A 14,660-nucleotide genomic window follows, 5' to 3' on the forward strand; every position below is an offset into this window, starting at 1 on the left:
CCGGAGTCGAGCGATGAAACCGCAGAATGAGTTACAGGGAGGCTGCCTGTGCGGCGCCATACGTTATCGCCTCGAGGGTGAACCGTTCGATGCCGACCACTGTTACTGCAGTCAATGCCGCAAGAGCACAGGGGCTGTGGTGGGCAGTTGGATGGACTTCAGGCTGGAGCAACTCACCTGGCAGGGGGAAGCCGTGCGGCAATATGCCTCCTCGGCCAAGATCCGCCGCGGCTTTTGCCCAAACTGCGGCACCAGCCTGAGTTATCGCAGTCTCGATCATCCCGAGTTTATCAGCTTGAGCATTGCTTCTTTGGATGACCCAGACAGAGTGGTGCCCAGATATCATATCTACTGCGCCGACAAACCCGCCTGGTTGGAGATTAGCGACGATTGCCCCCGTTATCCCGCTAATCGCAGTCAAGGCGACTAGCCGTCGGCAGAACCTTTATTGCACAATAAAAAAATCCGCTCAGTGGCGGATTTTTGTCATTGATTGCGCCAAAGATTACATATCACAAGGCTTCAGCGGTTTACGCAGCTGCGCCCGGACATTATCCATACCGGAATAAAACTCTTTCATCATCAGCAGACCCATCATCTTGCCGTTGTCTGTGATGATCAGCTCATCCGGATTTTTAGGATCATTCTTGATAGCGCCAATCAATTTCATCGAGCTCATCTCTTTGAACAGGGCTGTGTCCAGATTAACGCCAAAGGTATCGCGGAAATACTTGCGCGACAGACGACCGGAGAACATCCCGAGCAAGAAACGATACTGCATCACATCTTTCTTGCTGTACTGCTTTTGCTGCTCAACACCCATCTTGCCACTGGCGATCCGCTCCTGATACTTGCGCAGCGAGAAAGTATTCACATGCAGGGTATCGTTAAGGAAACTGAATGAGCCTGAACCCACACCCAAGTATTCGTCGTAGTCGATTACGTATTCGTCAAAGCCTTCATCGTTGGCCTTACCAAAGGCCCAGGCCGACAACTGGTTGTACTGGCCATTAAGGGTATTGAGGATCATTCGGTACTGGTTGGCCATATCGGCCTGAGGCGCCGCCAGTTTCCCTTTGACGCTCTTGCGGGTCTGGTGGGTGATCATCAAGGGATAAGTGGTGATCTGGCGCGGATCCAGTCTGGAAGCCATATCCAAGTCATGTTGGATCACTTCGTCTGTCTGACCGCGGAAACCGAAGATCAGATCGACGTTGATAATCGGAAACAGCTCTTTGGCGGCCATGATCTTGTCGAATGTCTGCTGGCCGGTACCGAACTTTTCCAACCTGTCTGTCATCTTGAGGATGTCATCATTGAAGCTCTGCACCCCGATGGACATGCGGTCAACCAAGCCCTTGAGCTGTTTAAAGCCAGGGCTGTCCAGGTGTTGGGGATCCGATTCACAGGAGACTTCCTTGATGGAAGGGAACAGGGTCTTGGCATACTCGATAGTACGCGCCAGCTCATCTTCAAGCACTGTTGTAGTGCCGCCACCTATGTACATGGACTCGAAGTCGTAGCCCAACTGCTTGACCATATCCATCTCTTTACGCAGCGCCACAAAATAAGCGCGGGCCTTGTCTTCCTTGAACAGGAAACGATGGAAGGTACAGTAAGAGCAAAGCGTGTGGCAGAAAGGGATATGGGCATAGAGCATGTATTTCTTGCCCTCTACCGGTGCCGGCATTACATCCGCAGAAATAGTGTCCAGCCTCAGGTTCTTATCAACATAGTACTGCATCACCCGCTCCATAGCCCCCAGCATCCAGTTGGGTACTGTGATATTGGCTTGGTATGGGGTGACCAGTTGGCGATCGAGAGTTTGGATAATTGACGACATAAGGCTTCCTGTTAGTTTTGCTAATCCTTAGATACCACAATCAGTTAGATTATTTCCAAGGTACTGCCAGCTGTTTGTAGACTACCTCCTGTGGAGTAGTTAAAACGTGAACTGGCTAGAAGATAACAATACCTATCAGTATCGGAAGTGATGTTTTGTTAAGCAGATCATGTTTTAGCATTAACGGATGAAAAATCAACCTTTCGAGGGGTGTCTTTACATCAGGCAGCAAAAAGGGGTCCTTAGACCCCTTATATTCAGTTGAGCTTAAACTGTCTGACCACGCTGGAGAGCTGATCTTTGGCTGCTGCCAGTGCCGCTGTGCTGCTGAGAGTCGCCTTGCCGCTCTGATTTAGCTCCTCAACCATTTCGCGAATGACGCTGAGGTTGCGGGTAATCTCTTCAGAAACCGAACTTTGCTCTTCGGCGGCCGTAGCTATCTGAGTGCTGAGGCCATTGATATCGAACACATGCTCGGTCAGCCCCTGCAGACTTTCGGCCACCAGTGTTGTGGTATCGGCCGTTGCCTGACAGCTTTGGCGGGTACGATTCATGGCATTGACCGCCGAATCGGCGCCTTGACGCAGCTGCTCTAACATATTGTTGATCTCTGAAGTGCTGGCCTGGGTGCGTGCTGCCAATGCCCTGACTTCATCGGCCACTACGGCAAAGCCGCGCCCTTGTTCACCGGCACGGGCCGCTTCAATGGCCGCATTCAGTGCCAACAGGTTGGTTTGCTCGGCAATCTCGCCTATTACGTCCAGTACGCCGGCAATTCTGCGGGTGCTCTCATCCATCTCGGCTATGGTCTGGGAGGCACAGTCGACTTCGCTGACCAGCGCCATCACATTGTTGGAAGCCTGTTCGACCGCCTGACGGGATTCATTTCCTTGAGCTCTGGCCTTATCGGTCAACTGCGCTGCTGAAGCAGCATCGTTGGCAACCCCTTGGGCGGTAGCACTCATCTCTTCAACTGCGGTGACGACCTGGTCGGTTTCCAAGGCGTGGGCCTGCAATGCGGCCGAGTTGGACTCAGACTGCACATTGAGCTCACCGACCTGTTGCGCCATATGTTCAGAAGCTTGGGCAATGTCGCGGATCATGACTTGTAATCTGTCGCTGAGCTGGTCCAGATCGGCTGCGAGGGTGCAGAGTTCATTCTTGCCCTGGATCCCTATCTTGTGGGTCAGATCCCCTACAGCCAGCTTGGCGACAGATTGCTGGATCCGGCTGACAATAGCCACCAGATGGCGGCTCATTAAGAGTGCCATCAGCAGGGAGGTCACTATGGCAAACAGGATAAGTCCGAGCAAAATGGCTTCGGTATTATCTACCTCGGAAACCGTCATTTCGCCTAATTCCTGGTTACGCTTGGTTATCTGCGCCACCAGTTGATTGATCTCGGCACTTACCTCAGGGCCCAGATCTCGCCTTACCGGCGTCAGGACCGGCTCTGTGCCGGTTCGCTCAGCCAATGCTAATTCATCGAAATAGAGGCGGGCGTATTTGTCGATCCCGGGTTTGAGAACGGCGATTCGCGCGCCGGCATCGCTCATAAAGGCAGTGTCGAATTGGCTCAGGCGGGCTATCAGGTTATGCACCTTATCCTGATGCATGCGTACTCCTTGAGTGTTGTGCACTAAGGAAGCCAATCGCAGTTGATAGAACTCCTCGCGGATCCCGGCGAAAGTTTCGGTCAGGCTGTTGTTGTTCACCAGACGTTCGCTGGCGTCATTGAGTTGGAAAAATGCACGATAAGCAAAGATGCCGATCACTATCAGTAGCACACTGGACAGCAAAGACGGCAGCATGGATAGCATGCTGGTTCGAGTATTATTGATCATGATGGTATCTGATTGAGTGAAGGGAAATTGTGTAAGTTTGTTACGTTTGTAGAAGTATTTTACATGCGGGTGATTAAATAAGCAATTTACCACAAACAGCCTTGCCGCCATCAAGTGGTTATCTTTAAAGTATTTTGTTCTATTTTTGGATGTATGTTTTGCGTTAAAGAGGGATGTTGGTTAATCATATTTTTGTATTGCTGTGTAATTATGTTACTTTTCGCTGTGTGCCGATGGGAAAATAAGCGCTAGATTAAAATAAATTAATCTTAAAAAACAGTTGATTAAGAATTTAAGCCAACAAAGTAGCTTTATGTTTCTCTTTAGTTGGAATAAGTGCGGAATATAAAAAAATCACCTTGATATTTTTCATTATTGATAAAAAAGCCGTGTCGATTGACACGGCTTTTCAGTAGACAGAGTGCTGACCTTAGTCTCTGTATTTCAGAGTACCGTTGGCCTTGATCTCGTCATACCACAGGTTGTGGTGTTGAGTGGCCCAGTTTTCATCACAGTAACCGGAAATCATACACTCCATACCACCTTCAGACATAACAGTCGCCATGAAGATATGCACTATGGAGAAGGCACAGATGATGATGGCACTGATTGAGTGCAATACCAGAGCAATCAGGCTCAGGGTACGGCTGGGTTCAAACAGGTTGGGGAACAACAGCAGCATGCCTGAAGCAGAGATGATCAGCCCAAAGAAAGCAAAGGCCCAGAACCACATCTTCTCACCGGCATTGGCAAAGCCGGCATCAGGGTGTTTGCCCTTGAAAGGCCCGAAGTTGATGTAACCGCCCACTACCATGAACCACTTGACGTCATACATCTTGGGCAACTGGTTCTTGGCCCACAACAGCGTCATCAGTGCCCAGCCGAACATGAAGGGAATCGCCATCACGTCGTGCACTTGCTTGGCGCCATTGACCATTGATGCCCAGAAGCCTTCACCCAGATACGGCTGGAAGAAGAAACGCCCTGCCAGCAGCACCAAGCCGGTGAGGATCAGCAGTAAGCAGGGAATTGCCCCCAGCCAATGAATGCTCACATCAAACTTGGACCAGCGATGCACCATCTTGCCGGAGAAACCATGGTGCAGTTTGGAAATACCATTAACCATGATAAATAGGGCAAAGATGATGATCATACCGAACAATGCCAGCATCAACCCCGGTGCCAGCCAGTCGCTGCGAAGTTCCAGTACCCGCAGATCATAGGTGTTGATCGGCTGGTTGTGGAACTGACTGTCGGATGTTGTATAACCCGTTGCTCCATCTTTGAGCTGAGCCCAGATCTGGGCATCGCTCGCTTGTGGTTCCACAGGTGCATCGGCACCATTGGCGAAGCATACGGCGCTGAACATGAGCGCAATAGCCAAGCCTATGTGTTTGAACCATTTGTTCATATTAACCTCTCTCACCGGCCCAGCTAAGCCGGGCCGGATATTCGTGCCGTCTGTTACTTCCAGGCGCCGTTTTCGGCACCGCGATAAGCCACACGCTCACGGTAGATGCCGGAAACCACTTCCGCATCACCGGCCAGCAGGGCCTTGGTTGCACAGAGTTCGGCGCACATAGGCAACTTGCCTTCCGCAATACGGTTGGCACCGTATTTCTGACGCTCAGCGTCCGAATGGTTTTCTTCAGGACCACCGGCACAGAAGGTACACTTGTCCATCTTGCCGCGGGAGCCGAAAGCACCTGATTTCGGGAACTGAGGTGCGCCGAATGGACAGGCATAGAGACAGTAACCACAACCGATACAGGTATCTTTGTTGTGCAGCACTATGCCGTCTTCGGTGCGGTAGAAGCAGTTGGCAGGACATACGGCCATACAAGGCGCGTCGCTGCAATGCATACAAGCCACAGAGATAGAGGCCTCGCCGGGCTGACCATCCTTGATGGTCACCACGCGGCGACGTTGGATACCCCACTCGAGAGCGGAGTCGTTTTCGTTTTTACAAGCGGTGACACAGCCATTACATTCAATGCAGCGCTTGGTATCACACAGAAATTTCATTGTAGCCATAGTGGCAATTCTCCTCGCTTAAGCTGCACTTATGCTTTGACGATCTGACAAAGCGACGCCTTGGTTTCCTGCATCTGAGTCACTGGGTCATAACCATAGGTCAGCGCAGTGTTACAGGATTCGCCCAATACGTAAGGCACTGTGCCTTCCGGATAGTTGGGCTCCAGGCTCTCGCCGTGCATGATCCCGGCAAAGTGGTAAGGCATCCAGGTCACACCAGGTTTAACCCTTGGGGTCACCATGGCCTGAACCAGTATCCGGCCGCCTTCGGCGCCTTCCAGCCATACCTTCTCACCGTCACGGATACCGCGGTCGGCAGCGTCACCAGGGTTGATCTCAACGAACATCTCCTGCTGTAGCTCTGCCAGCCATGGGTTGGCACGTGATTCTTCACCACCACCCTCGTATTCCACCAGACGACCGGAAGTCAGTACCAGTGGGTACTTGCCACTGACATCTTTCTCCTGGATAGACTTGTACAGAGTCGGTAGACGATGTACTTGCATGTCGTCATAAGTTGGATACTTGGCTACCAGATCGCGACGGGCTGTGTACAGCGGCTCGCGGTGTACTGGCACCTGATCAGGGAAGGTCCACACAATACAACGGGCCTTGGCGTTACCGTATGGGATACAACCGTGCTTGATGGCAACCCGGACAATACCGCCGGAAAGGTCGGTCTTCCAGTTCTTGCCTTCGGCTTCGGCTTTCTCTTCGGCAGTCAGCTCGTCCCACCAGCCCAATTGCTTGAGCAGCTTGTCGGAGAATTCAGGATAGCCGTCCTGGATTTCAGCACCTTTGGAGAAGGAGCCTTCGGCCAGCAGGTTCTTGCCTTGATATTCCACACCGTAACGGGCACGGAAGTTACCGCCGCCGTCTTTGACGTGCTTGCTTGTGTTATAGAGGATCTGGGTACCTGGGTGCTTCATCTCAGGTGTACCCCAACATGGCCAAGGCAGACCATAAGTTTCGCCCTTGCATGGGCCACCTTCGGCTTCCAGAGTCTTGTTGGAGAAAGTGCCCCAGTTCATGGTGTGAGCCTTAATACGCTCAGGGCTCTGGCCGGACATACCGATAGTCCACATACCGCGGTTGATTTCGCGGGTGATGTCTTCGATCAGAGGCAAACCATTTTCTTTCTTGATACGCTTGGTGTACTGCTCGGCGAAGCCCAGTTTCTGTGCCAGACGATACATGATTTCAATATCTGTCTTGGACTCAAACAACGGCTCGATAACCTGTTCACGCCATTGGATAGAACGGCCTGAGTTGGAGATGGAACCACGGGTCTCAAACTGAGTCGCGGCAGGCAGCAGGTAGACGCCATCCTTACGACGGTGCATAACACCGGCCATAGTTGGGAATGGGTCAACAACAACGACTGTATCCATCTTGTCCAGTGCATCACGCACGTCGCGCTGACGGGTTTCAGTGTTGACTGACTGACCCCAGAAGAAGGCCAGGCGTACGTTGTCTTTCTGTGCCAGCTTTTGCTTGTCTTCCAGCACACCGTCGTGCCAACGGGAGCAAGGAATACCCGGAGTCGTCATAGGTTCGCGGCCCAGGTAAGTCCCCTGGTCGAAGCGGCTCTTCATCCACTCCATATCCAGATCCCATACGTGGGTCCAGTGTTGCCATGCCGCAGTGGTCAGGCCGTAGTAACCAGGCAGGTTATCGAACAGCAGACCCAGGTCGGTAGCGCCCTGTACGTTATCGTGACCACGGAAGATGTTGGTACCACCACCGGAAACACCCATGTTACCCAGAGCCAGCTGCAGGATACAGTAAGCACGGGTGTTGGCATTACCTACGTGGTGCTGGGTACCACCCATACACCAAACCACAGTGCCTGGACGGTTATCGGCCATCATCTTGGCGGCTTGGTACAGGTACTCTTCGCTACAGCCAGTGATGTTGGCCACTTCTTTAGGTGGGAACTTCTTGGCTTCTGCACGGATGGTTTCCATCTCGAACACACGTTCTTTGATGAAGGTCTTGTCTTCCCAGCCGTTTTCGAAGATATGCCACAACATACCGTAGATAAATGGAATGTCGGTACCCGGACGGATAGAGCAATGCAGGTCGGCATGAGCTGCGGTGCGGGAGAAGCGTGGATCAACCACGATCAACTTGGCATTGTTCTTCTCTTTGGCGATCAGAATGTGCTGCATGGAAACAGGGTGTGCTTCAGCAGGGTTGGCACCAATGAAGAAGATGGCGCGGGCATTCTGAATGTCGTTGAAAGAGTTGGTTTGCGCACCATAGCCCCAGGTGTTGGCCACACCGGCTACAGTGGTAGAGTGACAAATACGGGCTGAGTGGTCGACGTTGTTGGTACCCCACATGGCAGCCAGCTTACGATACATGTAGCAGCCTTCGTTGGAGAACTTGGCACTACCCATAAAGTAAACAGAATCAGGGCCTGATTCCTGGCGGATCTTCAGCATCTTGTCACCAACTTCGTTGATGGCCTGATCCCAGCTGATACGCTTCCACTTACCGCCTTCAAGCTTCATTGGGTACTTGAGACGTTTCTCACCATGACCGTGCTCGCGCAGTGCAGCACCTTTGGCACAGTGACCACCGGCGTTGAATGGGTGATCGAAGGCAGGCTCCTGACCAGTCCAAACACCGTTTTGTACTTCGGCATACAGACCGCAACCTACGGCACAGGCACTACAAATGGTGCGTTTTACTTCTATAGGCGCATCATGAGGTACATCTTTGGCTTCGGCGCGACGTATCATGCCGGTACCCAGCATAGAGGCGGCAGCGATACCACCGGCAGTAATACCGGCATTTTTCATAAACTGACGACGGCTGATCCCCAGTTTGGGTTTGTCGGCCTTAGGGGCGACATTGGATGTGCGAGTTAACTTCATCGCTTGAGATCTCCTGGATTAGCTACGCAGGCTGTTGTAATAGCTGCGGATATGCGCTGTTTCGTGATAGCCCTTTGTCGCGGACTTCGCTTCAACAGGCTCACTGGCCTGAGCGGCATTCACCCCTGTTGCAGCAATCGCGGCACCCGCGGCACTGCCTATGGTGATAGCCTTCAGCAGGGATCTGCGGTTCAGATCTGGCTTCTGGTCTTTCATTTTCGCTCCTGATAATTTTCCCCCGCGCTGCGGGTGACTCGACACTTTTTTGTGCACTCCAGCCTATTAACAACTCAAGCTGCGCTTATGTACAAAAAAGGTAAAAAATCCGTTATATATGAATGGAGTCCTTCTTTAAGCATGGGCAATATAAGGCTTTGCAAGAGTATGGGTTTTGATCTGGGACAGTTTGAATGTAAGCCCCATGGGAGCGGCTGTTTAAAGCGTTAACTGCTTCAAACTTTCAATAAAAGGAAAATAGCGAAAGTATCAGGAGAGTGTGGATTCTGAAGTAAATGATGTTAAAAAACGGATCATAAAAAAACACCCCGGCAGGCCGGGGTGTTTGCAGTCTTAAATCAGCTCAGGGGACTCAATTTTCGCGATATTTGAGCGTACCGTTGGCCTTGATTTCGTCGTACCAGACATTGTGGTGCTGCATCGCCCAGTTTTCATCACAATAACCTGACTTCATGCACTCCATACCACCTTCAGATAGTACGGTCGCCATCCAGATATGCACTATGGTGAAGGCGATGATCAGAATTGCACTGATACCATGCACCAACAGCGCCGCCATTGAGGCTTCGCGGGGCAAATCCAGGTTAGGCAACACCATCATGATGCCGGAAATGCTGATAAACAGGCCGAAAATGGCCAGGGTCCAGAACCACATCTTCTCACCGGCGTTGGCAAAACCCGAATCCGGGTGCTTACCCTTGAAGGGGCCGAAGTTGATGTAGCCTCCCACCAGCATGAACCACTTGAGGTCATAGCTCTTGAACAGCTGATCCGGCATCCATTTCACCACCAATACCGCCCAAGAGACGATAAACAGTGGCCCGACCCAATCGTGGATCGTCTTGGAGCCATAGATCAGTGCCGCCCAAATATCGCCACTGACATAGGGTTGCAGTACATGCTTGCCCAACATGATGTTGAGCCCGGTGAAGATCAGGATAAGACAACTGATCGCCACTACCCAGTGGATGATCAGGTCAGCCTTACTCCAGCGGAACACCAACTTACCGGAAAAGCCGTGATGCAGCTTGGATGGGCCATTCACCAGGTAAAAGAGCACGAACGCCCCAAACACGCCGACTACGGCTATCGCCATAACGGGTGTCAGGTACTGATTGCGCAACTCCTTGCCCTGATTGCCGGCCACGTTGATCAGCACGCCGGTTTCAACACCTTTGGCTGTGGTATAGCCGGATTCACCGGATTTTACCGCGCGCCAAAGATCGGCCTCACTGGTTTGCGCCTGTTGCTGGCTCGACTGTTCATCGGCGGCCATGGCTGTGGAAGCAAACCCCAGCCCGGCAACCAATACCAGCAGAGCGAACAGACTGCGCAGTGATTTGATTAACATAGTCACTCCTCGTCAGGGTGGGCCTTAGCCCACCCTCGCTCTGTCTCAGTTGATCTCACCGGTCTTGGGATTGTAGCCCCAAATGACATCAGGGTTACCCCGGGCGGCCATCCGCTCACGATAGATATTGGATACCACTTCCGCGTCACCGGCCAGCAGCGCCTTGGTGGAGCAAAGCTCGGCACACATAGGCAGCTTACCTTCGGCGATACGGTTGGCACCGTACTTCTTGCGCTCGGCTTCAGAGAAGTTTTCCTCTGGGCCACCGGCACAGAATGTACATTTATCCATCTTGCCGCGACTGCCGAAGGCGGTCTTTTTCGGGAACTGAGGCGCCCCGAAAGGACAGGCATAGAAGCAGTAGCCACAACCGATACAGGTATCTTTGTTGTGCAGCACTATGCCATCGTCAGTGCGGTAGAAGCAGTCTGCAGGACAAACCGCCATACAAGGCGCGTCGGTACAATGCATACAGGCAACTGAAATGGACGCTTCACCGGGCTGACCATCATTGATGGTTACCACGCGGCGACGCTGGATACCCCACTCGAGCGCGGAGTCGTTTTCGTTTTTACAGGCTGTGACGCAACCGTTACACTCGATGCAGCGCTTGGTGTCACATAAGAATTTCATGACTGCCATAATGGCTTATCTCCTCATCAAGTACGGTTAGGCTTTGGTGATCTGACACAGGCTGGATTTGGTTTCCTGCATTTGTGTCACCACATCATAGCCGTAAGTCAGAACCGTGTTAGCCGATTCACCTTGAACGTAAGGTACTGTACCTTCCGGATAGTTCTTCACCAGGCTCTCGCCTTCGAAGATACCGGCGAAGTGGTACGGCATGAAACATTCACCGTTGATCACCCTTGGTGTTACCATGGCCTTAACCTTGATCTTGGCGCCTTCAGGGCTGTGTACCCAAACATCGTCGCCATCGCGTAGACCGCGGTCGGCAGCATCTCCTGGGCTGATTTCGATAAACATCTCTTGCTGCAACTCGGCCAACCAAGGGTTGGAACGGGTTTCTTCACCACCGCCTTCATATTCCACCAGACGACCAGAGGTCAGTGCCAGCGGGAAGTCTTTGGAGAAGTCCTTGTCCTGAATTGACTTGTACAGGGTCGGCAGACGCGCCACCATACGGTCTTCGTAGGTGGGGTACTTGGCGACCAGGTCTCGACGAGGCGTGTACAGAGGTTCACGGTGCAACGGAATGTCGTCCGGGAAGTTCCATACGATACAACGAGCCTTGGCGTTACCATAAGGGATACAGCCGTGAGCTATGGCCACACGCTGAATGCCACCGGAAATATCGGTTTTCCAGTTTTTGCCTTCGGCGTGTTTCTTCTCTTCTTCGGTCAGGTCATCCCACCAACCCAGCTGCTTGAGCATCTTGTCGGTGAACTCAGGGTAACCGTCCTGAATCTCACTGCCTTTGGAGAAGGAACCTTCGGCAAGTATGTTGTTGCCATTGTGCTCAACACCGTAACGGGCACGGAAGTTACCACCGCCGTTGCGGACTTCACGGTCAGTACGATAGAGGATTTGAGTCCCTGGATGCTTCATCTCAGGTGTGCCCCAACATGGCCATGGCAGACCATAAGTTTCACCCTTGGCTGGGCCGCCGGGTGCTTCGAGGGTATCGAAGTCGAAGGTACCCCAGTTTTCCTGGTGCATCTTCAGACGCTCAGGGCTCTGACCTGTGTAACCTATGGTCCACATACCGCGGTTGAACTCGCGGGTGACATCTTCAACCAGCGGCTCTTCACCGTTGACCTTGATGTGCTTACAGAACTCTTTCTCAACGCCCCACTTCTTGGCCAGCTTGTACATGATCACATGGTCAGGCAGCGATTCGAACAGAGGGTCGATGACCTGAGAACGCCACTGCAGTGAACGGTTGGAAGCTGACACAGAACCATAGGTTTCAAACTGAGTCGCGGCAGGCAGCAGGTAAACGCCATCTTTACGCTGGTGCATAACACCGGCCATGGTTGGGAATGGGTCAACGACGACCACAGTGTCCATCTTGTTCAGTGCTTCACGCACCTCGCGGCCACGGGTTTCGGTGTTGACAGACTGACCCCAGAAGAAGGCCAGACGGATATTGTCTTTCTGGGCAATCTTGTTCTTGTCTTCCAGCACACCGTCGTGCCAGCGGGAACAAGGAATACCGGCTGAAGTCTGTGGCTTCTGGCCCAGATACTCACCTTGGTCGAAACGGCTGTTGACCCAGGCAGGATCCAGATCCCACACATTGCACCAGTGCGCCCAGGCGCCGGTAGTCAGACCATAGTAACCAGGCAGGTTATCGAACAGCAGACCAAAGTCAGTAGCACCCTGTACGTTGTCGTGACCACGGAAGATGTTGGTACCGCCACCGGAAACACCCATATTACCCAGGGCCAACTGCAGGATACAGTAAGCACGGGTATTGGCGTTCCCCACGTGGTGCTGAGTACCACCCATACACCAAACAATAGTGCCGGGCTTGTGTTCGGCCATCATCTTGGCGACGCGACGCATCTGAGCTTCACCGACACCGGCAACATGCTCAACCTCGGCAGGGTTGTACTTCTTCACCTCTTCGCGGATACGTTCCATGCCGTAAACACGCTGATCGATAAAGCTCTGATCTTCCCAGCCGTTTTCGAAGATATGCCACAGCAGACCGTAGATGAAAGGAATGTCGGTACCGGGACGGATATGCACGTACTCGTCAGACTTGGCTGCAGTACGGGTGAAACGTGGATCAACCACTATGACTTTGGCACCGCGCTCTTTACCTACCAGAATGTGTTGCATCGCCACAGGGTGAGCTTCACTGGGGTTGGAGCCGATAAACAGCATGCACTTGGCATTGTGCATATCGTTGAAGGAGTTGGTTTGCGCACCATAGCCCCAGGTGTTGGCCACACCGGCTACAGTGGTAGAGTGACAAATACGCGCCGAGTGGTCGACGTTGTTGGTGCCCCACATGGCTGCGAGTTTGCGGTACAGGTAAGACTGTTCGTTGGAGAACTTGGCACTACCCATGAAGTATACAGAGTCAGGGCCGGATTCTTCGCGGATCTTCAGCATCTTGTCGCCGACTTCGTTGATAGCCTGCTCCCAGCTGAGACGCTTCCACTTGCCGCCTTCAAGTTTCATTGGATACTTGAGACGTTTCTCACCATGGCCGTGCTCACGCAGTGACGCGCCCTTGGCACAGTGACCACCGCGGTTGAATGGATGGTCCACGGCAGGCTCCTGCCCGGTCCAAACACCGTTTTGAACTTCGGCGTAAATGCCGCAACCCACTGAGCAGTGAGAGCAGATAGTACGCTTCACTTCGGTAGGGGCATCATGAGGAACATCTTTGGCTTTGGCTTTACGCATCATTCCTGCGCCCAGCATAGATGCTGCGGCAATCCCACCGGTAGCCAAACCGGCAGACTTAAGGAACTGACGACGATTCAGACCCAGAGCGGGCTTTGCAGCCACCGCGGCCTGGTCTGTTTTGCGGGTTAATCGCATCACATACTCTCCTTATCGTTATTTGTTACGCAGTGAGGCGTAATAATTGCGCACATGGTCAGTCTCACGGTAGCCCTCACCCTTTGGCACTTCTGGTGCTTCAGGCTTAGCCGCCAAGGCTTGACCACTGACAGTCGCAACCGCGCCTGCCGCACTGCCGATCGCCAATGCCTTGAGCAGTTGACGACGACCCATGTCGGAAGCTTGCTTCTTCATAGTGTCTCCTCGTGTTGAAGGTAGACGGGGGAAACTCCCCCGCATGCTTTAGCCCGTGTTGCCACGGGCAAATTCTTAGGCCAGCTCACTGGCCTTGGGCTGGATCTGTACCGCCGGGGTTTCCACCACAGGCGTGCTCAGCACCAGCTGTTCAAACTCATTGATTTCGGTTTCAAAGAAGGCCCGGCCGAGTTGAGCCACCACGGCGTAAAACGCGGCGGAGGGACAACGGGACAAGGTATCGAAGAAACGTATGATCCAGCTGCCGATATGGCGGCGGTAGAAGGCCAGTTGCTGGTGGGCCGGAGCTTCCAGCAGCAGTATGCCCATTACCTCGCACAGAGCGGCGACATGATCTTCCGGTTCCTTGACATTTTCTTCGCGCTCGAAGCCCAGTTGCATCAGGTCCTGACGCAGCAGAGCCAAGGGCTTGTCCATCAGCGAACCTGTCATAAACCAGCTACCGTAGGGCAGGATTTCCCCTGAGCCTACGCCGAGGAAGATGTTGAAATACTCATCTTCCAGCTGGTTACTGTCGAATTGTACGGCCGCCAACTTGAGCGCCAACCAGGCCTTGGTCATCTCACTGTCGTCATTGGCGTCGACTTCGAGGTCGCCAAGAAAACTCAGCAATTCCGGGCTGGGGTGGCGCCTTAACAGCGCCGCCAGCAGCTGATAGATATCTGCTCTAAGCTGATCGTTTTCTGATACTTCTCTTACTGTTTCGGTCATAG

The 14,660-nt window shown here is 52.8% G+C and carries 12 protein-coding genes; 1 reads left to right on the forward strand and 11 read right to left on the reverse strand.

Features of this window, described 5'->3' with window-relative positions; all coding sequences use genetic code 11:
- The first annotated feature begins 13 nt into the window (after positions 1-13).
- Complete coding sequence (locus tag AYI96_RS17280) at positions 14-430, forward strand: GFA family protein (protein ID WP_144362055.1); 417 nt, start codon at positions 14-16, stop codon at positions 428-430.
- A gap of 75 nt (positions 431-505) precedes the next feature.
- On the opposite strand, the gene AYI96_RS17285 is transcribed toward AYI96_RS17280, so the two are convergent.
- From AYI96_RS17285 to AYI96_RS17335, 11 genes are all read right to left on the reverse strand, one after another.
- Positions 506-1,843, reverse strand: a complete 1,338-nt coding sequence (locus AYI96_RS17285) for a coproporphyrinogen III oxidase family protein (protein ID WP_144362056.1) — start codon at positions 1,841-1,843, stop codon at positions 506-508.
- A 257-nt stretch (positions 1,844-2,100) separates the two neighbouring features.
- On the reverse strand, positions 2,101-3,687 hold the full coding sequence (locus AYI96_RS17290; protein WP_144362057.1) for a methyl-accepting chemotaxis protein: 1,587 nt from the start codon (positions 3,685-3,687) through the stop codon (positions 2,101-2,103).
- Between the two features lie 430 nt (positions 3,688-4,117).
- Complete coding sequence (locus AYI96_RS17295; protein ID WP_039035150.1) at positions 4,118-5,098, reverse strand: formate dehydrogenase subunit gamma; 981 nt, start codon at positions 5,096-5,098, stop codon at positions 4,118-4,120.
- Positions 5,099-5,151: 53 nt separating this feature from the next.
- Positions 5,152-5,721, reverse strand: coding sequence for a formate dehydrogenase FDH3 subunit beta (gene fdh3B, locus AYI96_RS17300; protein WP_025010615.1), 570 nt, complete (start codon positions 5,719-5,721; stop codon positions 5,152-5,154).
- Positions 5,722-5,750: 29 nt separating this feature from the next.
- Positions 5,751-8,603 carry a molybdopterin-dependent oxidoreductase gene (locus tag AYI96_RS17305; protein WP_039035149.1) on the reverse strand — a complete coding sequence of 951 codons (2,853 nt, stop codon included), beginning with the start codon at positions 8,601-8,603 and terminating at the stop codon, positions 5,751-5,753.
- 18 nt (positions 8,604-8,621) lie between these two features.
- A complete protein-coding gene (locus AYI96_RS17310; protein ID WP_039035148.1) occupies positions 8,622-8,819 on the reverse strand; it encodes a twin-arginine translocation signal domain-containing protein in 198 nt (65 codons plus the stop codon).
- A gap of 373 nt (positions 8,820-9,192) precedes the next feature.
- Positions 9,193-10,191: a formate dehydrogenase subunit gamma gene (locus AYI96_RS17315; protein WP_039035147.1), complete on the reverse strand. Its 999-nt coding sequence runs from the start codon at positions 10,189-10,191 to the stop codon at positions 9,193-9,195.
- Positions 10,192-10,236: 45 nt separating this feature from the next.
- The gene (gene fdh3B / locus AYI96_RS17320) at positions 10,237-10,833 is read right to left on the reverse strand and encodes a formate dehydrogenase FDH3 subunit beta (RefSeq protein WP_039035146.1); all 597 of its coding nucleotides are present in this window, start codon (positions 10,831-10,833) and stop codon (positions 10,237-10,239) included.
- 27 nt (positions 10,834-10,860) lie between these two features.
- Positions 10,861-13,710 carry a molybdopterin-dependent oxidoreductase gene (locus AYI96_RS17325; protein ID WP_144362068.1) on the reverse strand — a complete coding sequence of 950 codons (2,850 nt, stop codon included), beginning with the start codon at positions 13,708-13,710 and terminating at the stop codon, positions 10,861-10,863.
- Positions 13,711-13,728: 18 nt separating this feature from the next.
- Positions 13,729-13,926 (reverse strand): twin-arginine translocation signal domain-containing protein, encoded by a 198-nt coding sequence (locus AYI96_RS17330; RefSeq protein ID WP_025010612.1) that lies wholly within the window; start codon positions 13,924-13,926, stop codon positions 13,729-13,731.
- Between the two features lie 75 nt (positions 13,927-14,001).
- Positions 14,002-14,658, reverse strand: coding sequence for a molecular chaperone (locus tag AYI96_RS17335; protein ID WP_039035144.1), 657 nt, complete (start codon positions 14,656-14,658; stop codon positions 14,002-14,004).
- Positions 14,659-14,660: the final 2 nt, after the last annotated feature.

This window comes from Shewanella sp. MSW (assembly GCF_007636515.1).
GTDB classification, from domain to species: Bacteria; Pseudomonadota; Gammaproteobacteria; order Enterobacterales; family Shewanellaceae; genus Shewanella; species Shewanella indica.

What these genes read in the sequence shown, in the direction of transcription:
- AYI96_RS17290 (WP_144362057.1), bottom strand. Translation starts at nt 3,687, where the DNA reads ATGATCAATAATACTCGAACCAGCATGCTATCCATGCTGCCGTCTTTG.
- AYI96_RS17280 (WP_144362055.1), top strand. Translation starts at nt 14, where the DNA reads ATGAAACCGCAGAATGAGTTACAGGGAGGCTGCCTGTGCGGCGCCATA.
- AYI96_RS17330 (WP_025010612.1), bottom strand. Translation starts at nt 13,926, where the DNA reads ATGAAGAAGCAAGCTTCCGACATGGGTCGTCGTCAACTGCTCAAGGCA.
- AYI96_RS17295 (WP_039035150.1), bottom strand. Translation starts at nt 5,098, where the DNA reads ATGAACAAATGGTTCAAACACATAGGCTTGGCTATTGCGCTCATGTTC.
- AYI96_RS17315 (WP_039035147.1), bottom strand. Translation starts at nt 10,191, where the DNA reads ATGTTAATCAAATCACTGCGCAGTCTGTTCGCTCTGCTGGTATTGGTT.
- fdh3B (WP_039035146.1), bottom strand. Translation starts at nt 10,833, where the DNA reads ATGGCAGTCATGAAATTCTTATGTGACACCAAGCGCTGCATCGAGTGT.
- AYI96_RS17305 (WP_039035149.1), bottom strand. Translation starts at nt 8,603, where the DNA reads ATGAAGTTAACTCGCACATCCAATGTCGCCCCTAAGGCCGACAAACCC.
- fdh3B (WP_025010615.1), bottom strand. Translation starts at nt 5,721, where the DNA reads ATGGCTACAATGAAATTTCTGTGTGATACCAAGCGCTGCATTGAATGT.
- AYI96_RS17285 (WP_144362056.1), bottom strand. Translation starts at nt 1,843, where the DNA reads ATGTCGTCAATTATCCAAACTCTCGATCGCCAACTGGTCACCCCATAC.
- AYI96_RS17325 (WP_144362068.1), bottom strand. Translation starts at nt 13,710, where the DNA reads ATGCGATTAACCCGCAAAACAGACCAGGCCGCGGTGGCTGCAAAGCCC.
- AYI96_RS17335 (WP_039035144.1), bottom strand. Translation starts at nt 14,658, where the DNA reads ATGACCGAAACAGTAAGAGAAGTATCAGAAAACGATCAGCTTAGAGCA.
- AYI96_RS17310 (WP_039035148.1), bottom strand. Translation starts at nt 8,819, where the DNA reads ATGAAAGACCAGAAGCCAGATCTGAACCGCAGATCCCTGCTGAAGGCT.